Annotated in this window: 15 protein-coding genes; 9 read left to right on the top strand and 6 right to left on the bottom strand. The window is 65.6% G+C overall.

All coding sequences use genetic code 11. The features are described 5' to 3' along the window. Positions 1-33: 33 nt before the first annotated feature. The 6 genes from ABC728_RS08020 to urtE all read left to right on the top strand — a co-directional run bounded on the left by ABC728_RS08020 (position 34) and on the right by urtE (position 6935). Entirely contained in the window at positions 34-1203 is a 1170-nt protein-coding gene (locus tag ABC728_RS08020; RefSeq protein WP_416617923.1) for a porin, read from the top strand. Positions 1204-1295: 92 nt separating this feature from the next. Beyond that, on the top strand, positions 1296-2594 hold the full coding sequence (gene urtA / locus ABC728_RS08025) for an urea ABC transporter substrate-binding protein (RefSeq protein WP_416617924.1): 1299 nt from the start codon (positions 1296-1298) through the stop codon (positions 2592-2594). Between the two features lie 141 nt (positions 2595-2735). Then, a complete protein-coding gene (urtB, locus tag ABC728_RS08030) occupies positions 2736-4322 on the top strand; it encodes an urea ABC transporter permease subunit UrtB (RefSeq protein ID WP_445376400.1) in 1587 nt (528 codons plus the stop codon). A gap of 13 nt (positions 4323-4335) precedes the next feature. Next, positions 4336-5478 carry an urea ABC transporter permease subunit UrtC gene (gene urtC, locus ABC728_RS08035; protein WP_416617952.1) on the top strand — a complete coding sequence of 381 codons (1143 nt, stop codon included), beginning with the start codon at positions 4336-4338 and terminating at the stop codon, positions 5476-5478. A gap of 5 nt (positions 5479-5483) precedes the next feature. Continuing rightward, the gene (urtD, locus tag ABC728_RS08040; RefSeq protein WP_416617926.1) at positions 5484-6236 is read left to right on the top strand and encodes an urea ABC transporter ATP-binding protein UrtD; all 753 of its coding nucleotides are present in this window, start codon (positions 5484-5486) and stop codon (positions 6234-6236) included. A 3-nt stretch (positions 6237-6239) separates the two neighbouring features. Beyond that, a complete protein-coding gene (gene urtE, locus ABC728_RS08045; RefSeq protein ID WP_416617927.1) occupies positions 6240-6935 on the top strand; it encodes an urea ABC transporter ATP-binding subunit UrtE in 696 nt (231 codons plus the stop codon). On the opposite strand, the gene ABC728_RS08050 is transcribed toward urtE, so the two are convergent. From ABC728_RS08050 to ABC728_RS08065, 4 genes are all read right to left on the bottom strand, one after another. After that, positions 6936-8354 carry an amidase family protein gene (locus ABC728_RS08050; RefSeq protein ID WP_416617928.1) on the bottom strand — a complete coding sequence of 473 codons (1419 nt, stop codon included), beginning with the start codon at positions 8352-8354 and terminating at the stop codon, positions 6936-6938. Continuing rightward, the gene (locus ABC728_RS08055; RefSeq protein WP_416617929.1) at positions 8351-10540 is read right to left on the bottom strand and encodes a S9 family peptidase; all 2190 of its coding nucleotides are present in this window, start codon (positions 10538-10540) and stop codon (positions 8351-8353) included. The genes ABC728_RS08050 and ABC728_RS08055 overlap by 4 nt, the downstream gene beginning before the upstream one ends. 97 nt (positions 10541-10637) lie before the next feature. After that, the gene (locus tag ABC728_RS08060) at positions 10638-12866 is read right to left on the bottom strand and encodes a TonB-dependent receptor (RefSeq protein WP_416617930.1); all 2229 of its coding nucleotides are present in this window, start codon (positions 12864-12866) and stop codon (positions 10638-10640) included. A gap of 453 nt (positions 12867-13319) precedes the next feature. Beyond that, positions 13320-14285, bottom strand: coding sequence for an alpha/beta hydrolase fold domain-containing protein (locus ABC728_RS08065; protein ID WP_416617931.1), 966 nt, complete (start codon positions 14283-14285; stop codon positions 13320-13322). 183 nt (positions 14286-14468) lie between these two features. On the opposite strand from ABC728_RS08065, the gene ABC728_RS08070 reads away from it, so the two are divergent. From ABC728_RS08070 to ABC728_RS08080, 3 genes are all read left to right on the top strand, one after another. Further along, a complete protein-coding gene (locus tag ABC728_RS08070) occupies positions 14469-15227 on the top strand; it encodes an AraC family transcriptional regulator (RefSeq protein WP_416617932.1) in 759 nt (252 codons plus the stop codon). A gap of 396 nt (positions 15228-15623) precedes the next feature. Continuing rightward, positions 15624-17642: a serine hydrolase gene (locus ABC728_RS08075; RefSeq protein ID WP_416617933.1), complete on the top strand. Its 2019-nt coding sequence runs from the start codon at positions 15624-15626 to the stop codon at positions 17640-17642. Positions 17643-17720: 78 nt separating this feature from the next. After that, positions 17721-18080: a RidA family protein gene (locus ABC728_RS08080; protein ID WP_416617934.1), complete on the top strand. Its 360-nt coding sequence runs from the start codon at positions 17721-17723 to the stop codon at positions 18078-18080. A gap of 158 nt (positions 18081-18238) precedes the next feature. Here ABC728_RS08080 and ABC728_RS08085 read toward each other — a convergent pair whose 3' ends face one another. Together ABC728_RS08085 and ABC728_RS08090 are read right to left on the bottom strand one after the other, a co-directional pair. After that, entirely contained in the window at positions 18239-19720 is a 1482-nt protein-coding gene (locus ABC728_RS08085) for a M81 family metallopeptidase (protein ID WP_416617935.1), read from the bottom strand. Then, positions 19717-20865, bottom strand: coding sequence for an NAD(P)/FAD-dependent oxidoreductase (locus ABC728_RS08090; protein WP_416617936.1), 1149 nt, complete (start codon positions 20863-20865; stop codon positions 19717-19719). Before ABC728_RS08090 ends, ABC728_RS08085 begins: the two co-directional genes overlap by 4 nt. Positions 20866-21124 lie beyond the last annotated feature (259 nt).

A 21124-nucleotide genomic window follows, 5' to 3' on the forward strand; every position in this document is an offset into this window, starting at 1 on the left:
CGGCCGGCAAAATCCGATAACAGGGGATGCTTCATGATGGGACGCAAATTTGCGCGCCGGCCGGCCTGGCCGCGGGCCGCGGTGTCGGGCCTTGCCCTGCTGGCAGCCGGCCTGACGGCCAGCCCGGCCATGGCCGGCTTCACGCAGACCTTCGGCGACGGACAGTCGATCAGCATCGGGCTGGGCATGCGCGGCAGCTATACCAGCGCGGAGGATGCAGCGCCCAGCGGCACCGACCGGTCCAACGATTTCAACCTGGACAGCGTGCGCCTGTTCGTTTCCGGATCGCTGACCGACACGATCAAGGCCACCTTCAACACCGAGCGCGACGGCGACGGGAACCTGAAACTGCTGGACGGCTATGCCCGGTTCGAATTTTCCGACACGTTCAATATCTGGGTCGGCCGCATGCTGCCGCCCAGCGACCGGTCCAATCTGGATGGTCCCTATTTCATCAATGCCTGGTCCTATCCGGGCGTGGTCTCGCAATATCCGGCCAAGTTCGCCGGCCGTGACGACGGCGCCACCGTCTGGGGCAAGCTCGCCGACAAACGGCTGACCTATGCCGTGGGCGCCTTCAAGGGCCATAACCGCATCGCCGGGGCCAGCAACGAGGGTGACAAGCTGCTCTATACCGGGCGGCTTGCCTACAATTTCCTGGATGTGGAAGACAACCCCGCCTATTACACGAGCAGCACCTATTATGGCGCCGCCGATGTCCTGACCCTGGCCATTGCCGGTGCCTATCAGGCTGACGGCGTGGGAACCGCGGCCAACCCCGGTGATTACAGCGTCGTCAGCATCGATGCCCTGTTCGAAAAGAATCTGGGCACGGCCGGCACCGTCACGCTGGAAGGCGCCTGGTACAGCTATGACACCGACGGGGTTGCCGATGTGGCACCCGGGTTCGGCGGTGCATCGGGCACCGACAATGTCGGCGGCATCGTCGGGGGCGAGGCCTGGCTGATCGGGGCCGCCTATCTGCTGCCGGGCAAGGTGGGGATCGGACAGTTCCAGCCCTTCGCCCGCTACCAGACATTCGACCCCGATGGCGTGCCCTTCGACATCGAGCAGTATGATGTCGGCGTGCATTACGTGATCAAGGGTCATGCCGCCCGGATCAGTGCCGAATATTCCACCATCGATGCGGGGCCCGGCCCCAAGCTGGACCGCTTCACGCTGGGCCTGCAATTGCAGTTCTGACGCCGTTCCGGGGGCCGCTCCCCCGCGGCAGCGGAAACGGCCCCCATCGGCGACATTCTTCCAACCCATTTCTGCTGACGGGAGATAACCCCATGTCGCGTCGTCATTTTCTGCGCTCCGCCACCCTGGCCATCACCGGTGCCGCCCTGCTGCTCGGCACCTCCGGCGTGGCGCTGGCCGCCGACAAGCCGCCCATCAAGGTCGGTGTCCTGCATTCGCTGTCGGGCACCATGGCCATCAGCGAGACGACCCTGAAGGACGTCATGCTGATGCTGATCGAGGAACAGAACAAGAAGGGCGGCGTGCTGGGCCGCAAGCTGGAACCGGTGGTGGTCGATCCGGCCAGCAACTGGCCGCTGTTCGCCGAGAAGGCGCGTGAGTTGCTGGCTGTCCACAAGGTATCGGCAGTATTCGGCTGCTGGACGTCGGTGTCACGCAAGTCCGTCCTGCCGGTTTTCGAGGAACTGAACGGCCTGCTGTTCTATCCCGTGCAGTATGAGGGGGAGGAAAGCTCCCGCAATGTGTTCTATACAGGTGCCGCACCCAACCAGCAGGCCATCCCCGCCGTGGATTACCTGATCGAAGAGGGGATCGAGCGCTGGGTCCTGGCCGGCACCGACTATGTCTATCCACGCACGACCAACAAGATCCTGGAAGCCTATCTGAAGGCCAAGGGCGTGCAGGCGGCCGATATCATGATCGATTACACCCCCTTCGGCCATGCCGACTGGCAATCCATCGTCCGCGACATCAAGGCCTTCGGCAGCGCCGGCCGGAAGACGGCCGTCGTGTCCACCATCAATGGCGATGCCAATGTGCCTTTTTACAAGGAACTGGCCAACCAGGGCGTGAAGGCAACCGACATTCCCGTCATCGCCTTTTCCGTGGGCGAGGAGGAACTGGCCGGTATCGACACCAAGCCGCTGGTCGGCCATCTGGCGGCCTGGAACTATTTCCAGAGCGTCGAGACACCGGCCAATGCCGAGTTCATCAAGAAGTGGCGGGCCTTCACCAGGAATGCCAAGCGGGTGACCAACGACCCGATGGAAGCACATTTCATCGGCTTCAACATGTGGGTTCAGGCCGTGGAGAAGGCAGGGACGACCGATCCCGACAAGGTGATCGATGCCATGATCGGCGTATCGGTGCCCAACCTGTCGGGCGGCTATTCCGCCATGCTGCCCAACCATCACATCACAAAGCCGGTGCTGATCGGCGAGGTGCAAGCCGACGGCCAGTTTGAAACGGTATGGCGGACCCGGGGCCTGGTCGCCGGGGATGAATGGTCCGACTACCTGCCCGACAGCAAGGACCTGATCGCCGACTGGCGGGCACCGCTGTCCTGCGGGAATTTCAACAGCGCCACGGGCAAGTGCGGCGGGGCCAAGTAAGAGCCCGACCGCCTGCTCACCCCACGGGGTCACAGGCCCCGCTTCCTCCCCTCGTCCCCCCTTATGGTGGCAAAGACCGCCGGAAGGGGGGCTTGCGACCAGCGCGCCCGCCCCGGCCCCAGGAAGGCTTGCCCCATGCGAATGCTGCTGATGCTGCTGTCCCTGCTGCTGGCGCCGATGGCGTCGGCCGATGTGCCAGCCCCCCTGATCGACGCGCTGGCCGCCGATGATTATGCGGCCAGGGAAGAGGCGCTGACCACACTCACGCAAACGGGCGACCCTGCCATCGTTCCGGCACTGAAGGCACTGGCGGAAGGCTCGCTCTACCGCCGTCTTTCGGATGACAAGGTGTTTGTCGGGCGGGAGGTGGATGATGGCGTAACCCTGACCGACCCCCTCACAGGGGCGGTGGCGGGCGTGCAACCGCAAGGCGCCGTCGAGCGCATCCGCGTCAACAACCGCATCCGGCGGGCCGTGCAGGCGGCATTGGGCGCACTGACCCTGCGCAGTCCGGAAGCAGCCACCCGTCTGAAAGCCGCCGAAAGCATCTTCACCAACAAGGAGACGGAGGCGCTGCCCGTGCTGGAGGCCGCCCTGGCGGCCGAACAGGATGACCGTGTGCGCATGGCCATGCGCCAAGCCCGCGCGGCCATCCTGGCCGCCGGTGACAGCGACGCGCAGACGAAGCTGGCCGCCATACCCCTGATCGCCGAACGCGGGGGGCGCCCGGCCCTGGCGTTGCTGACCCCACTGGCCACCGACGCGGACGCGGTCGTGGCGGAGGCGGCAGCGGCGGCGGCACGACGGATCGAGAACCATCTGGCCTGGGCGGCGGCGGCCCAGAACATCATCTATGGCCTGTCGCTGGGTTCCGTCCTGCTGCTGGCCGCCATCGGGCTTGCCGTCACCTTCGGGGTGATGGGCGTGATCAACATGGCCCATGGCGAGATGGTGATGCTGGGCGCCTACACCACCTACGTCGTCCAGAACCTGATCCGGACCAGCATGCCGGAACTGTTCGACTGGTCCCTGCTGATCGCCTTGCCGCTGGCGTTCCTGGTGGCGGGCGGTGTCGGCATCCTGATCGAACGTGGCATCATCCGCTGGCTGTACGGTCGGCCGCTGGAAACGCTTCTGGCCACCTGGGGCCTGTCGCTGGTGCTGCAACAGGCCGTGCGCTCCCTGTTCGGGCCCACCAACATGGAGGTGGGCAACCCGTCCTGGATGTCCGGCGCCTTTCAGGTGGGCGAGGTGACCATCACCCATGGCCGGCTGTGGATATTCCTGTTCGGGCTGATCGTCTTCGCGGCCCTGATGGTGCTGTTGAAACGCACGCCGCTGGGCCTTCAAATGCGGGCCGTGACCCAGAACCGCTCCATGGCCAGGGCCATGGGCATCCGCACCGCGCGGGTGGACGCGCTGACCTTCGGCCTGGGATCCGGCATCGCCGGGCTGGCGGGCGTGGCCCTGTCGCAGATCGACAATGTCAGCCCCAATCTGGGCCAGGGCTACATCATCGACAGTTTCATGATCGTGATCTTCGGCGGGGTCGGCAACCTGTGGGGCACGCTGGTCGGTGCCTTGTCACTGGGCATCGTCAACAAGCTGCTGGAGCCGCTGGCCGGCGCGGTGCTGGGCAAGATCCTGGTGCTGGTCGGCATCATCCTGTTCATCCAGGCGCGTCCGCGGGGCCTTTTCGCCCTGAAGGGCCGCGCCATCGAGCATTGAGGGGGCTGCCATGATGAAGGGCGGATTGATCCTGCCGCGACTGGACCGGGCGGGCCTGATCTTCGGGGCGGTTGCCCTGGGGCTGGCCCTGCTGGTTCCGGTCCTGAACCTGGCCGTGCCGCCGGACAGCCCGTTCCATGTGCCGCCGCATGTCGTGGCGCTGATGGGCAAGTACCTGTGCTATGCGCTGCTGGCTCTGTCCGTGGACCTGGTCTGGGGATATTGCGGCATCCTGTCGCTTGGCCATGGCGCCTTCTTCGCCCTGGGTGGATATGCCATGGGCATGTACCTGATGCGCCAGATCGGGCCGCGCGGCATGTATGGCCATGCCGAATTGCCGGACTTCATGGTCTTCCTGAACTGGCAGGAACTGCCCTGGTACTGGCTGGGCTTCGACCAGTTCTGGTTCGCGGCCCTGATGGTACTGCTGGTGCCGGGCCTGCTGGCGGGCCTGCTGGGCTGGCTGGCCTTCCGCAGCCGGGTGACGGGGGTCTATCTCTCCATCATCACGCAGGCCATGACCTTTGCCCTGCTGCTTGCCTTCTTCCGCAACGACATGGGGTTCGGGGGCAATAACGGCCTGACCGATTTCAAGGACATTCTGGGCGCTTCCATCCAGGCCGACGGCACGCGCAGCGCGCTGTTCGCCGCGACCGCCGTGGCGCTGGCGCTGGGGTTCGTCCTGTGCCGCTGGATCGTGCGATCCAAGCTGGGCCGCGTGCTGGTCGCCATCCGCGACGCCGAAAGCCGCACGCGCTTCCTGGGCTATCGCGTGGAACGGTACAAGCTGTTCGTCTTCATGATATCGGCCTGCATGGCGGGGGTCGCCGGCGCGCTCTATGTGCCACAGGTCGGCATCATCAATCCCGGTGAGTTCAGCCCCGCCAACTCCATCGAGGCGGTGATCTGGGTCGCGGTCGGCGGGCGCGGCACGCTGGTCGGCCCCGTCATCGGCGCGGTGCTGGTGAATTTCGGCAAGACGGTCCTGACCGGAGCGCTGCCGGAAGTGTGGCTGTTCGCGCTGGGCGGCCTGTTCATCGCCGTCACCCTGTTCCTGCCGCGCGGCATCGTCGGCCTGTGGATGGCGTATCAGCACCGCCGGGCCGAAAGGCAGGAAGCTGCAACAACCACCAATCCCGCCCTGTCGGAAGGTTGATCCCCATGTCCAGAACCGATCCGCAGCACACCCAGCTCTATCTCGACGGCGTCTGCGTCAGCTTCGACGGGTTCCGGGCATTGAACAACCTGTCGCTGATCATCATGCCGGGAGAGATGCGCGCCATCATCGGCCCCAACGGTGCCGGCAAGACCACCATGATGGATGTGATCACGGGCAAGACGCGGCCCGATGCCGGTGCTGTGCTGTTCGATGGCGACACCGACCTGACCCGGCTGGACGAGGCCGGCATCGCCAATCTGGGCATCGGGCGCAAGTTCCAGAAGCCGACGGTCTTCGAAAGCCATACGGTCTGGGACAATATCGACCTGGCCCTGGCCGGACGGCGGGGCCCGTTCGCCACCCTGTTCCACCGTGACGGTGCGGATGACCAGCGCATCCTGGAGATACTGGACGTGATCCGCCTGTCGGGCCGCCGGCACGTGCAGGCGGGATCATTGTCGCACGGACAGAAGCAATGGCTGGAAATCGGCATGCTGCTGGCGCAGGAGCCCAAGCTGTTGCTGGTCGACGAACCCGTGGCCGGCATGACGGATGCGGAAACGGCGGAGACGGCCCGCCTGCTGCGCGACATCGCGCAGACCCGATCCGTCGTCGTGGTCGAACATGACATGACCTTCGTGCGTGACCTGGATGTGAAGGTGACGGTGCTGCACGAAGGTTCCGTCCTGTCCGACGGGTCCTTGGACCATGTAAGCGCCGATCCGCGCGTCATCGAAGTCTATCTGGGGCGGTGATCCATGCTGAATGTCGAAGCCATCAACCTGCATTACGGTGCCGCCCAGGCCCTGCGGGGCGTCAGCCTGCGGGCGGAACCGGGCCGCGTCACCTGCCTGATGGGCCGCAACGGCGTGGGGAAATCCTCCACCCTGCGCGCCATCATCGGCCATCGCCCCGTCAGCGGCGGTTCCATCTTCTGGGAAGGGGCGGACATCACGAAACTGTCGCCGGATGAGCGGGCCCGCCGCGGCATCGCCTATGTGCCGCAGGGGCGGGAGATATTTCCCCTGCTGAGCGTGAAGGAGAACCTGGAAACGGGCTTCGCCCCCCTGCCCCGCCGCCAGCGAACCATCCCGGACGAGATATTCGAGCTGTTCCCCGTGCTGAAATCCATGCTGGCCCGTCGGGGCGGCGACCTGTCGGGCGGGCAGCAGCAGCAACTGGCCATCGGCCGCGCGCTGGTGACACGGCCACGCCTGCTGCTGCTGGACGAACCGACTGAGGGCATCCAGCCCTCCATCATCAAGGATATCGGCCGGGCCATCGGCTGGCTGCGCGACCGGGGCGACATGGCCATCCTGCTGGTGGAACAATATTTCGAGTTCGCCCGCGACCTGGCCGACCTTTTCGCCGTCATGGACCGGGGAGAGGTCGTGATGGGCGGCGAAAAGGCCGATCTGGTGGAAAGCGAGGTGCGGCGCTTCCTGACGGTGTGATCACAGAGCGGGATGCGTCATCGGATGCATCACCGACAGGGGCGGCCAGCGGTCGGCCCAGGGGCGCGCCTGTTCCAGTTCCAGGGCCAGCGACAGCAGCAGTTCCTCCTGCCCGCGGTCGGCCGCGAACATGACACCGACAGGCAGCCCATGTTCCGTCCAGGACAGGGGCAGGGAAATGGCGGGCGTGCCCGACAGGTTCTGCAGCGGCGTATAGCCCAGCCAGCGGAACATGCGGCGCATCAGCCGTTCCGGCTCCACATCGGGGGCCATGAAACCCAGGGGCGGCGGCGGCGCCGTCAGGGTCGGCGTCAGGATCACATCGTATTTGTCGGCATAGAAAGCCGACAGGCGACAGGGCAGTTCGGCCACCTGGCGGAACGCGAATTCCAGATCGTCGGTGCCCATGGCCTCGGCCATGCGGCCCAGCGCGTTGGTCCAGGGTTCCAGCACGCGCTCCGGATCGCCGCCGCGTGCCCGCACCCCATCCACGCAGTCGGCCGCGATATGGCACCACAGGATGCGTTCCGCGCGGTCGGCATCCGGCCCGTCGACAGGCCAGCCGATGGACACAATCTGGTGGCCCAGTTCGCCGCACAGCATGACCGTGTCCGTAACGGCCTTGATCACCGCCGGTTCCGGCATGACGCCGGACAGGGTCGGCAGGACCATGCCGATGCGCAGACGGCGGCGCAGCGGCTCGGTCACGGGCGGCGGACGATCCGGATGGGCCAGTGCGAAACCGGCCGCCACGTCACGCACACTGCGCGCCATCAGGCTGTCGCCGACCAGCAGATCCTCCACCACATGGCGCGCCCGGACACGCACCGTGGTGCCGCGACCGGGCTTCAGCCCCACCAGCCCGCAGCAGGATGACGGGATGCGGATCGACCCCGCCCCGTCGCTGCCATGGGCCAGCGGCACCAGTCCTGCCGCCACGGCCGCCCCCGCCCCCCCGCTGGAGCCCCCCGGCGTATGCCGGAAGGACCAGGGATTGCGCGTCACGGGGCCGATCACGGGCTCCGTCACGCCCAGCAGGCCGAATTCGGGCATGGCGCTCTTGCCCACGGGGACCAGACCCGCCTCGTCCAGCCGCCGGACATAGGCATGGCCCGATGCGACGGGCGTGAGCGGCCTGGATGCAGAGCCGCCACGGCTGGGCAGGCCGGGATAATCCAGCGAATCCTTCAAAAGATAGGGCACGCCGGCCAGCGGGTGGTCGGGCAGCGGCATGGAAGCGCAGGCGCGGCCAAGATCGAAGGCGGGCCAGCTCAGCGCACGAAGCTGCGGGTCCAGTGCCTCGATACGCTGGATCGCGGCCTCCGTCAGTTCGGGAGCGGAGATCTGGCCCGACCGGATCAATTCGGCCTGGGCATGAGCGTCCAGGCGGCCAATGGCCATTGCATCCGACAGCTTCATTTCAACCCCTTGCTCCATTCCAGGCACTGTTCGGCGAACGCCCAGAACAGGGCCATCTGCTTGAATTGGTCGCTGAGCCCCGCCCCGGCCTGATGGCCGGCGGCCATGTCGACATGGAACAGGATGGGGGCCGGGCCCTTGTTATGGTCGCGCAAGGTCGCCACCCATTTCGCCGCCTCCCAATAGCTGACGCGATCATCACGGATACCGGCCGTGGCCAGCACGGGCGGATAGACGGCATCCTTGACATTCTCGTATGGCGAGATGGAGGCGATGTAGTCATAGGCCTGCGGATCGGCCAGCGGGTCGCCCCAATCGGGCCGGAAGGCAGGGACCAGGGGATGGTCGGCATCGCTCATGGTGTTCAGCATGTCCACGAACGGCACCTGGGCGATGGAACCGGCCCACAGGTCGGGCCGCAGGTTCAGCACGCCGCCCATCAGCAGCCCCCCCGCCGACAGCCCATAGGCCACCACGCGCCGGCGGGTGGTATAGCCCTGACCGATCAGATGTTCCGCGCAGGCGATGAAGTCGGTGAAACTGTTCTTCTTCTTGAAACGACGCCCCTCCAGGAACCAGCGGCGGCCCTTCTCCGATCCGCCGCGCACATGGGCGATGGCATGGACCCAGCCCCGATCCACCAGCGCCAGGGCGGGGACGGAAAATTCCGCCTCCGACGGGACGCCATAGGAGCCATAGGCGTAGAGCAGCAGCGGTGCCGTGCCGTCCAGTACCGTGCCCTTGCGCATCAGCAGCGTGACCGGCACCTGTTCGCCGTCCGGAGCGGGGGCCATCAGGCGCCGCACCTCGTACCGGCCGGCCTCGAAGCCCTGGCCGGCGGCCTGGGCCTGTACCGTGCGGCGGGTGCCCGCCGCCATGTCATGGTCCAGCCATTGCCGGGGTGTGCGCGGGCTTTCATAGATCAGGCGCAGAACGGCGCCGTCATGTTCCTGCACCGGCGCCAGTGTCAGGGTATAGGCGGCCTCATCGAAGGCCACCTTGCCGCTGGTGCCGGCCCTGTCGGTGACGACCAGTTCCAGATTGCCGTCGACCCGCTGCAAGCGGACGAAATGTCCCTTGAAGGGCAGCATCTGCAAAATATGGCTGCCCGGACGATGGGCGACCCAGTCACGCCAATGGGCCCGGCCCGGCCGGTCCAGCGGTGCGCGCATCAGCTTGCCATCCAGCGCCCCGTCGGCATCGGTCAGGATGACCAGTTCCCCTCCCCATTCCTCCACCCGGTAATGCAGGCCGGGACGGCGCGGCTCCACCAGCATCGGCTCGGCCAGCGGATCGGCAGCCGGGATCAGCCGCACCTCATCCACATCCGGACCCAGGATATGGATGATGACATGGCTGTTCGATGCCGTGCGCGACAGGGACATGAACAGCGCCGGATCGGGTTCGGTATAGACCAGTTCGTCGGCCCCACCCCGTGCCGGCCGGCGATAGACCTTGACGGGCCGCGACAGCGGATCCCGCCATATCCAGAAGACATAGCGACTGTCAGGGGAAAACGCGACGGCGCGATACCCATAGGCGTCGGCATTGGGCGTGGTATTGACCGCCCCCGTCTCCAGATCACGCACGCAGATACGGTGGCGGTCGCCGCCTTCCACATCCTCGGCCCACATGAACAGCGTGTGGTCGGGGCTGTGTTCGGCCTCGGTGATGCGGAAATAGGCGTGGCCACGGGCGCGTTCCTGCGCATCCAGCAGCACCTGTTCCGCCCCGCCGCCGCGGGGGCGGCGGGCATAGACCTTGTGGTCCTCGCCCGGTCGGACATAGCTGTAATATTCCCACGGGCCGTCGGGTGTCGGCGGGGCGGCCATGTCGGCCCCGGTCAGGGCCTGCATGGCCTGGACATAGGCCGACTGCACGGCCCGTGTCGGGGCCAGCAGGGCATCGGCATAGCGGTTTTCCGCATCCAGATGGGCCCTGATCTCCGGGTCCATCAGCGATGTGTCACGCGATACCTGCGCCCAGTTCGGATCGCGCAGCCAGGCATAATTATCGATACGGGTCCGGCCCAGTTGCACGATGCGTCGGGGACGCCGGGGCGGACGCGGGGCATCTGGCACGCCGCCGGCGACCGTGGCCCCCGTATCCGCCCGCGCGGGCAAGGCCAGCAGGGCGACACCGGCCGCCATCAGCAATGAACGCCGCCGCATCACCACACCCGCCATGCCCTTGTCCTTTCCCGTTCCATACCAAGACCTGTACCCCGGGGGGGGAGCCCACAGGGGACAGGGTACGTCAATGGCTGATGATCACATCAACCGATCACATCGACCAGCGCAGGGTGACACCGTAGGTCCGCGGCCGCACCAGGCCCTGACTGAGGCCGTTGGCCTCCGGCACGGTGCGGGTGACGCCGCGCTTGTCCGTTACATTGTTGGCGAAGACCGTTGCAGAGGTCGTGCCGAAGGTGGCACCCAGGCGCAGGTCGAACAGGTTGTAGCCACCCTGTTCGTTGGCCGTGATGCCAGGAACCGCGGAATTCATGTCGCTGATCCCCTTCGACAGGTAACGATGGGCAATGGTAACGGTGGGATCGAAATCGGCATCGAAGCGATAGATGGCGGTATTGGCGATGGACCAGTCAGCCGACCCGGCCAACCGCGCGCCCTTGGGTGCCGTGCCGTACCACAGGATGAACAGGTCTTCGTCCAGCCGCGCTTTCATGTAGGTGACGGTGCTTTGCAGGTCCAGATTGGCCGTGGCCTGCCAGGAAGCCGACATTTCCAGCCCCTTGATGGAAGCGGCCGCCCCGTTGGAAGCATAGTTGTAATTGTCGGGCGTCAGCAGGCGGAGCTGGATGTCGGTCCAGTCGACATAGAAGGCGGTGGCATCCAGCAGCAGCTTGCCATCGGCCAGCGTGCTGCGCAGTCCGGCTTCATAGTTCTTCAGGCTGTCACTGCGCGAACCGCTGGGGATCGGGAAGGCGGACAGGCCCGAGGTGTTCGGCGTGCCGAACCGGAAGCCTTCCGAATAGAGGCCGTAGACCATCAGCGTCTTGCTGGGGGTGTAGGTCAGCGAGACCTTGGGCGAGAAGCCATCCTCCTTGGTGTTGGTGCGCTCCACCGACGGATTGCCGGGATAGGTGGAAAAGCCGACGCTGGTGGAGGTGCTGGTCACCTCCGTCTTGAACAGGCGCCCGCCGGCCGTGATCTTCAATTCCGGCGTCACATGATAGGTCGCCTCACCGAACAGGGCGGATTCCTTGCCCGTCAGGTCGGTATAGTAGGCATTGAAGATCTCCCCGTCGGGCGCGATGATGCTGCCCGTGCCGGGACCGTAATTGGGAGAGGCGTTGAAGGCCGCCGCAGCACCCGCGGCACCCAGTTGCTCATAAAGGTGCTTGTCGCTTTCGAAATACATGCCGCCCAGCAGCCATTCCAGCGGACCATCATTGTTGGAGGCCAGACGCAATTCGGCACTTTTCCCGTCGCTGTCGCCACCGGACCGGACATAGAGCGGGTTGGTGATGTTCAGACCCAGATCGGCATTATAGGCGGCGCGATAGGGGGTGAAATCGAACAGGAAGCCCTGCTCCTTCTTCTGATAGGCACCCAGCGCCGTCAGGGTGGCGAAGCCCAGGTCACGGTCCAGCCGCAGGCTGTGGACCTGGACTTCCGTATCGTTGGGTTCCGACAGTGCGGTGGAACGGCCGAAGCTGCCATAGGCCGGGTTGCGGTAGGGGGCGTCGTCGGCCTCCGTCTTCTGGTACAGGCTGAGCCAGGAAAGCTCCGTCAGGTCGTCCGGGGTCCACACCACCGACAGGCGGCCACCGCCTACATCGATGTCGCTGGACCCCTTCTCGCCCGTGCCCGCATTGTCCAGATAGCCGGGGTCGCGCCGGAAGGTGCCGACGGCGCGCACGGCCAGCTTGTCCTCCACCAGCGGCATGTTGACCATGGCCTTGCCCGTCCAGCCGATGTCGGCATTGCGGGTGCGGGACAGGGTGGTCTCCAACGCCGCATCGGACCGGCCGGCATCAGCCTTGTTGGCAATATAGTTGACAGCGCCACCCATGGAGGCGGAACCGAACAGCGAACCCTGCGGACCACGCAGCACTTCCACCCGGTCCACGTCGAAGGCGTCGATGTCGGGGATGACGATGGTCCAGCCCGGCTCGGTCAGCGGGACCTCGTTGATGTAATAGCCCGTCGTCCCCTGGCCCTGCACATTGCCGGAATTGGTGGCGACGCCGCGGATCACGACATGCGAGGTGCCCGGCTGGAATTCGTTGAACACAACGCCGGGCGTGCGCTGGATATAGTCGGCGAAGCTCTGGGCGCCGATGGCTTCAAGCTGCGCGCCCGTCACCGCGGAAACGGAGCCGGAAACCGCACGCACGCTTTCCTGGCGCTTGGTGGCCGTGACGATGATCTCTTCCAGAAGGAAGCTGCCGCGGGCGGCCCCTGCCTCCTGCGCGCCGGCCGTGGCCAGGGGCGAGAGAAGGGCGATGCCGGAAAGCAGCAGCGTGCGGTGCCAATTGAAACGGGTCATTGCGAGGTTCCCCTGTTCTCTTATGGATGATTAAGGGCCGTGCCCCGGCCTCTGTCTTCCCCAGCCTATGCCCTTCCGGGCAGGCCCGGCATACCCGGGCAGGTCATTTACTGGTGTGATCGGGCCAACCGACCCGCGATCCCGGGTCCGCGACTACCGCAATGCAGCGGCGTGCAAGTGCTATGGGTCGCAGGCGCATACCAGCCGGACAACCATTGATTTCGGGCTCACGACAAGGGTTGCCGTAAATGGGGGACCGCAGTCATTTTGGCGATGCACAAGGTTCTGGCGACGGGCGACCGGCACCGTCCCTGGCCCGAAGACGACAATGTCGCCATCCGACGGCGACCGCCACAGCACCGCTCGTGCGGGGTCGCGACGCCACTGAATGTTGGCGCCGTCAATTGAGGGCGGTGATCACAACCAATAGGTTCTGATCACCGCAAGATAGTATTAGCCGCACGTCCGCCCCAGCCGGCGTGCCAGCCAGGTGGCGGACTCCGTCAAGGCGCGGTCAGCCAGGGGCGAGATGGAAACCGCTTCCAGGAAACTGTGGCTTGCCCCCTCGTACAGGTTCGCCACCACCGGCACGCCGGCCGCCCGCAGCGCAGCCGCCATGGACAGATTGCCATCCGCCAGGATGTCGCAGCCGGCAATGGCCAGGAAAGCCGGCGGCAGGCCCTGCAAGTCGGCCCGAAGGGGTACGGCGAGCGGATCCTCGTAATCGGCGGGACCCCGCAGATAGGCGTCCCAGAACACCACCATTTCGGCACTGTTCAGCATATAGCCGTCACCGCCATACCGTTGGTGCGAGGGGGTGACGGCATGGTCGAAGGCACCATAATTCAGCAGCATGCCATCCAGCAGCGGCTTGGCCTGTCGCCGCAGCAGCAGGTTCGCGGCAACAGCCATGTTGGCTCCCGCGCTGTCCCCGGCAATGGCAATGCGCGACGGGTCCAGCCCGGCCCCGGCCCCGTCCTGCCGCAACCAGTCGATGACGGACACGATCTCCTCCAACGCCGTCGGGAACTTGGCTTCCGGCGACAGGCTGTAATCGACACCGATGACGGCAATACCGGCGCGGGCCGCATATTCGCGCATCAGCCGGTCATGGGTGTCGAGGCTGAACAGCATCCAGCCGCCGCCGTGGATATAAAGCAGGGACGGCAATCCCCGGTCCAGCACGGGGCGATGGATGCGGATACGCACGCCGCGCGGGCCTACCCGCAACTCATCCGTCCGGGCCATGGCAGGGCCGCCCGCTGCCCAGGGCGCGCGCACCCGCTCGGCCACCTGCCGGCGGTCGGCCATGGTTTGGCCCGGCTGAGGCGGATGGGCGGCGTAGCCGCTGTTGATGGCCTCATGGAACTGCCGGATTTCGGGGGCAAGATCATCTGCGGCTTCGATACCCTGGCTCACGCACCACTCTCCCGGCTACGATCTCTTTCCGATGCTAAGGGAACCGGGGGGAAGGATGCTTGCCATGGCGGGCCAAACACTGCCGTGGGCGGGCCGATCCGGCCTCCCGAACTTGACCCGTACAAGGGAATTGCCTTTTCATCCCCTTTTCCGGGCCACGGATAAGCGGGACTGAGGGACAGGATGAAGCGCAGCGCCGATTATCTGGTGACGCAGCGGCCGGTCATCGCTCTGCAGGACGAATATCCCGCCGGTTTCGTCGATCCGTTCCATAGCCATCAGCACACGCAACTCCTGTATGCCTCGGCCGGTGTCATGTCGGTGGTGACCGATTGCACTTCATTCGTGCTGCCGCCGCAGCGGGCCCTGTGGCTACCGGCGGGCACCCCGCACGAAGTGTCCTGCCGCGGACCGGTTTCGTTGCGGACATTGTATATCGATCCTTCCCGCGACCGGGACCCGGGCCATTGCCGGGTGATCGAGGTGTCGGATTTCCTGCGCGCGCTGATCCTGGAGACCGTCGGCTTTCCACCCGATTATGACCTGCAGGGGCGTGAAGGACGTATCGTCCATCTGCTGCTGGACGAGATCGAACGCATGCCCAACGCGCCCTATCAGGTTCGCATGCCAGCCGATGAACGGCTGCTGCGCGTCTGCCGGGCCATCCTGGCCGAGCCGGCCGACAATCGCGACCTGGACGATTGGGCCCGCATGGCGACCATGAGCCGGCGGACCTTCACCCGGCTTTTCAAGCAGGAAACGGGGATGGGCGTCGCCGTCTGGCGCCAGCAGGTGCGCCTGATGGAGGCGCTGTCGCTGCTGGCCAGCGGCCGGCCGGTCACGCTGGTGGCCTTCGATGTCGGATATGACAGTCCCAGCGCCTTTACGGCGATGTTCCACCGGACCTTCGGTGTGCCGCCCAGCCTGTACCAGGTCCGCTGAGGCCGGGCGCCGGCCCGGCATGCCGACTGGCATCATGAATTTGACGATCGGAAATGCCACCGGCGCGGCGGGCGGGATGCAGGGCCCGCACCGGCCCCGACAGGCCCGCACCTGATCGGATCGGCGGTGCGGCAGCAGGGTGCGGATTGGTCCTTCGGCACCGGCGTCATTCGGCACTATCTTTTCGGAAATTTTTTTCATATAAGAAAAACAATGAAACAGGGGATTTGAGTGGCGGGAGAAAAAGGCACCCGGCTCGGGTGTTTGGTGGGGTGCCGAAGCCGACCTCTGCGTCACCCGGCGTTTTGCCGCGCCCTTCCCCTTGCCACCGCACACACCCCAGTTGGCGGCGGTCGCCTTTTCTTGAACCAACAACAAATCGGACAGGGAAAGACCATGAAATATCGCAAACGCCTTCTCATCCCCGCGCTGGCGACGGTGCTTCTGGCTGGCGGCCCGGTCCTGGGCCAGGTGCCGTCGCCCGTGCCGCCCGGCCCGGAAGCGGCCGCAGCCACGACGCAGGCGCCGGAGGCCGACGCCGACGCCGACGCCGATGACAGCGCCAGCACGGCGACCATGACAGCGGCGGATCTGGAAACGCTGCTGGATGGCTTCCTGCCCTATGCGCTGAAGCGCGGCGACATTGCCGGGGCGGTCGTGACAATCGTGAAGGATGGCGACATCCTGTTCAAGAAGGGCTATGGCGTCGCCGACCGTGCAACGGGCCAGGCCATTGACCCGGATACGACGATTTTCCGGCCGGGCTCCATCTCCAAGCTGTTCACCTGGATTGCGGTGATGCAGCAGGCGGAAGCGGGCCGGCTGGACCTGGACGCCGACATCAATACCTATCTTGATTTCAAGATCCCGGCGACCTTTGCCGAACCCGTCACCATGCGCCATATCCTGACGCATACCGCCGGGTTCGAGGAAGTGGTCAAGGACCTGATCGTCCTGAACGACAGCCAGCCGATGGCCCTGGGCACGCTGTTGTCCGCCCATGTTCCCGCCCGCATCTTCAAGCCGGGCACAGTCGTGGCCTATTCCAACTATGGCACGGCGCTTGCCGGCTACGTCGTGGAACGGCTCAGCGGCGAGAATTTCGCCGATTATATCACCCGCCACATCATGCAACCGGCCGGCATGAAATATGCCACCATGGCCCAGCCGCTGCCGGCCGACATGGCCGGGCTGATGTCCAAAGGGTATGAATCGTCCCGCGATCCGGCGCGGCCGTTCGAAATCATCAATCATGCCCCAGCCGGGTCGCTGTCGGCCAGCGGTGCCGATATGGCAAGGTTCATGATCGCGGTGCTGAACCACGGCGACGGCCCCAACGGCCGCATCCTGCGACCCGAAACCCTGGCACAGATGCTGTCGCCGCAGCATCGCCCCCTGCCCGGCCAGCAACTGGCCATGGGCCTGGGGTTCTACGAGCAGAACCGCAACGGCTACCGCATCATGGGCCATGGCGGCGACACGGTACTGTTCCACAGCGACCTGTCCCTGTGGCTGGATGAGGGGGTCGGGGTCTTCATCTCTCTCAACAGCACCGGCGATGAACGATCCCCGGGGCCCATCCGCAGCGAGTTGCATCGGCTGATCGCCGACCGCTATTTCCCGGCGAAGGCACCAACAGCCCCTGCCCCGACCGAAACCGTGAAGCGCAACGTGCCCGTGGGCGGCACCTTTTACAGCTCCCGCCGGGCCGACCATACGCTGGTCAGCTTCATCAACCTGTTCAGCCAGGGAGACCTGGTGACGAACGAGGATGGCACCGCCTCCTTCACCCTGTTCCGCGATTTCGCGGGCCTTCCCAAGCGCTGGCGCGAGGTGGCGCCCGACCGGTGGCAGGAAGTGGGAACCGACAGCCTGATGCACACCAGGACGGATGCGGATGGTCGCATCGTGACCATCACGACCGACGATTATCCGGCCATCTTCATCTTTGAACGGGTGCCGGCCTCCATCAACAAGGGCTGGAGCCTGCCGTTGCTGGGGGCAACCCTGTTCCTGGCCTTGTTCACCGCCTTGTGGTGGCCCGTAGCGGCCCTGGTGCGCCGTCGTTACGGACGGGCGCATCCGCTTGCCGGCGGCGACCTGCTGGCCGACCGTCTGGTGCGAGTGTCCAGCCTGATGGCGCTGGTATCCCTGGGCGGCATGATCGGCGTGCTGACATTGGCCATCACCCCGTTGATGGAAGGGAGCATCGGCTGGCTTCTCGCCCTGCTGAAACTGGCGGGCTGGCTGGGCATCCTGGGCCTGCTGCCGGCCGGCTGGCGGGCCTGGCAGGTCTGGCGGCAGCCCGCCGGTTGGGGCGTTCGCCTCCGCGCCACCCTGACGGTCGCCATGTTCCTGTCGGTGGCCTGGTTCCTGACCACCTACAACCTGGCAGGCTTCAGCCTCACCTACTGATCCCCGATTACCCATCCCCACCGCCCCCGGCCCCGTCCAAGGCCGGGGGCTTTGCATGATATAAGGAGCCTTCGCATCATGACCATCGCACCTGCCCTTTCCCCCGCCATCGCCGCCGGCGACCTGCTGTTCCTGTCCGGTCAGCTTGCGTTCGGCGATGACGGCGCCATCGTCGCGCCCGACGATGTGGCGCGCCAGACCGAACAGGTCATGGCCAATATCGCCCGCGTCCTGGCCGCCCATGGGCTGGCACTGGCCGATATCGTGAAGACCACGGTCTGGCTGACCGACACGGCCGATTTCGCGGCTTTCAACGCAGCCTATGCGCAGGCCCTCGGTACGCACAGGCCGGCCCGTTCCACCGTGCGGGCCGACCTGATGCTGCCGGGCGCGCGCGTGGAGATCGAAGCCATCGCCCGCCGTATCAGCGGGGAATGATCCAGAGCGTATTTCCGCTGACCGGAAACCCGCTCTCGCCCTTCAATTCCTCAAACCTCGGCGCCGCCGGGGCGGTCTTCCAGTGAAAGGAAAGCCGTCCCGGAAGCAAAAGCCCCGGAAGGCCTGCACCTTCCGGGGGTTTTTTTCCGTTCCCTGCTTCAGGCGCCAAGCGCCAGCGGGTCGGCCACGCGGGGCCAGTAATCGGGGCTGCGGGTGCTGTAGGGGATTTCGGCGAATGCCGGCGCGATGGCACCGGGGGTGGAGACATACTGGATGTCGCTGGCCATGGGGGCAAAACCGGCATGAAAATGCTGGGTGGATTTTACGATGACCATACGGGATGCCGTGGGGTCCAGGCCCAGGCCCGTGAAGGCATCGGGCTGGAATACCTGGCTGCGCTGTGAGGTCAGCACGATATGCAGACCGTCCCGTGCTTCCAGCCACACAGCGGTGCCCAACGGCGACGGCCCGCCCTCCAGCCCGGTCTGGAAATGGTTTTCCACGATATTGCGGACCGTGACCGTCAAATCGACCGGATCACCGGAAGCGGGACCGCACTTGCCGCCCAGCCGCAAATCGAAGCGCGATCCGATGCCGGCATTGCAACAGATATTGATGGCGCCCAGGTCCCAGAAACAGCCGATGACCACCTGGCCGAGGCCGCGTTCCAGCAGCCGTTTCAGGATGAAGGTGCTGTCGCCCGGTGCTCCGCCGCCGGCATTGTCGGCCACATCGGCCAGCACGACGGGCCGGCCCGGGACGGGCGGACGGTCCAGAGCCCGATCCAGCGCCGTATCGATGTCGGTCACACCGGGCCGCAACTGTTCACGCATCCGGTAAAGCCGCAGACCCAGGTCGCGGGCAAGACCCGCCGCCTTGCCGGCATCGCCATCAGCCACCACCCAGGTGCGCGTGCCCGTCCAAGGCGTATCACCCCAGGGAAAACCATGGGCCAGGGAGACCGACAGGATGCCATCCTGACCCTCCGCCTCCCGCATGGCGTCTACAAAACCGCGCACCGGTTCCACCGTCGTCGGGTAGAGGGTGATCATCTTGCAGTCGAAATCCCGCATCACGGGACGAATTTCGCCCCGCGCGGTCCGCAGGCACAGGTCGAAAAGTTCGTCGGCGCGCGCCGCTCCGTCGATATGGGGATATTCCTTCATGGCAATCAGCACGTCGGCATTGTCCAGCATGGAAGGCGACAGGTGGCAATGCGGGTCCAGCACGGCGCCGATGGCCACCCCGGGGCCGACCATGGCGCGGATGGCCGTGATCAGCTCACCTTCGCAATCATCCTGCCCCACGGCCATCATGGCGCCATGCAGGAACAGCAGCACCATATCGACCGGGCCCGACCGGCGCAGATCAGCCAATACGCTTCCCTTGAAGTCGGCCCATACCGGTGCCAGCACGCGGCCGGCCGGCTGGGAATAAACGCACAGGCTCTCCACCACTTCCAGGCCCGCCGCCTCACCGCGCTGGCGCCATTGCAGCAGGTATTGGCCGCCCTCCGTATCGGCATGCCGGATGGAAGCGTCGCCGTGGAAGATGCCATATTCCTCGAAGCTGCCACGCCCGGTCGGCATCGGCGCGAAGCTGTTGGTCTCCGTCACCAGGAAAGCCGTGAACATCCTCATGCCAGTTCCCCGCTGCAACGATCGGGAGACAGGTCGGCCGCCGTGACACCCAGGTCCGTGACGGACGATGGCAAAGGCCGGCCGGTCAGCATCGCCGCCCCGACCTGCGCCAGGGCCGGGGCCATCTGGATGCCATAGCCGCCCTGGCCAGCGAACCAGAAAAAGTCGGGATGGCCCGACGGGCGACCCAGAACGGGACTGCGATCGGCAACGAAGCTGCGCAGGCCGGCCCAACTCCGCGTCACGCGGCGCACGGGCAGGTCGGCCGCCGTCTGCACCCGGTCCACACAGACGGCGATGTCCCATTCATCAGCCTGCGCATCGCAGGGCGGGGACGGCGTCTCGTCGGCAGGGGACGCCAGGATCATGCCGGCATCCGGCTTGAAATAGAAACCGCCGCCGGGGTTGATCAGGGCCGGCCATTGCTGGATGTCGGCCCCGGACGGCGGGTCGAGCAGCATGGCCGTGCGCCGTAACGGCATCAAGCCGACCGCCGGCACGCCGGCCATCCGAGCCACATGATCGGCCCAGGCACCGGCGGCATTGACCAGCATGGAAGCCCGCACCTTCTCGGTTCCCAGCGTGACGATCCAGCCGCCATCCTGCCGTTTGACAGCACGCAGGTCGGCATCAGTGCGCAACGTCACACCGCCGGCCCGTGCCTGACGCAGATAGCCTTGGTGCAGGCCATGCACGTCGATATCCTTGGCATCCGGCTCCCACAAGGCATGACGGAATGCCCCCGATCGCAGGATTGGCACCTTGGCCACCACCTCCTGCGGGGTGAGCCAGCAGGCCGTTTCCCCGACCCGGCGTGCCCCGGCCTCGATCTCCTGCAATTCTCCCAGACCATCATCGTCGGCGATGTAAAGACAGCCGCGATGTGTCAGCAGCGGGTGGTCAGCGAAACCGGCGGGGGGCTGCATATAGAAGGCCCGGCTGGCTGAAGTCAGCGCCTTCACCGTATTGTTGCCGTACAATACGCTGTAAAGCGCGGCCGACCGGCCCGTCGTGTGATATCCGGGAAAGGCCTCCCGCTCCGCCAGCAGAATGCCTGAGCCCGGCACACCGGCCTGGACGAGACACGCCGCCATGGAGGCGCCGCCCATTCCGGCGCCAATGATCACAATCTCGAATTCCTGCATAGAGACAACCTCCCGTCTGCCTCGCATGGTCGGCAATCTTGTCCGATAAGTCAAATATTTTTCGTATAATGCAATTCTTCGATGCAAGAATGAGAGCTAACATATTGAAATAATAATAATATTGGATTTCCTAGGCACTCAAAACATTCACCGACGCCAAGCCAACGGCCCATGACGCGGGGATAATGTAGGATAGGCAGAGTAATTTTCCGATAGGAATATTGACTGTTGACCCGCGCCTGAAAGCCTGCTTCAATCC

It is taken from the genome of Niveispirillum fermenti, from assembly GCF_052474395.1.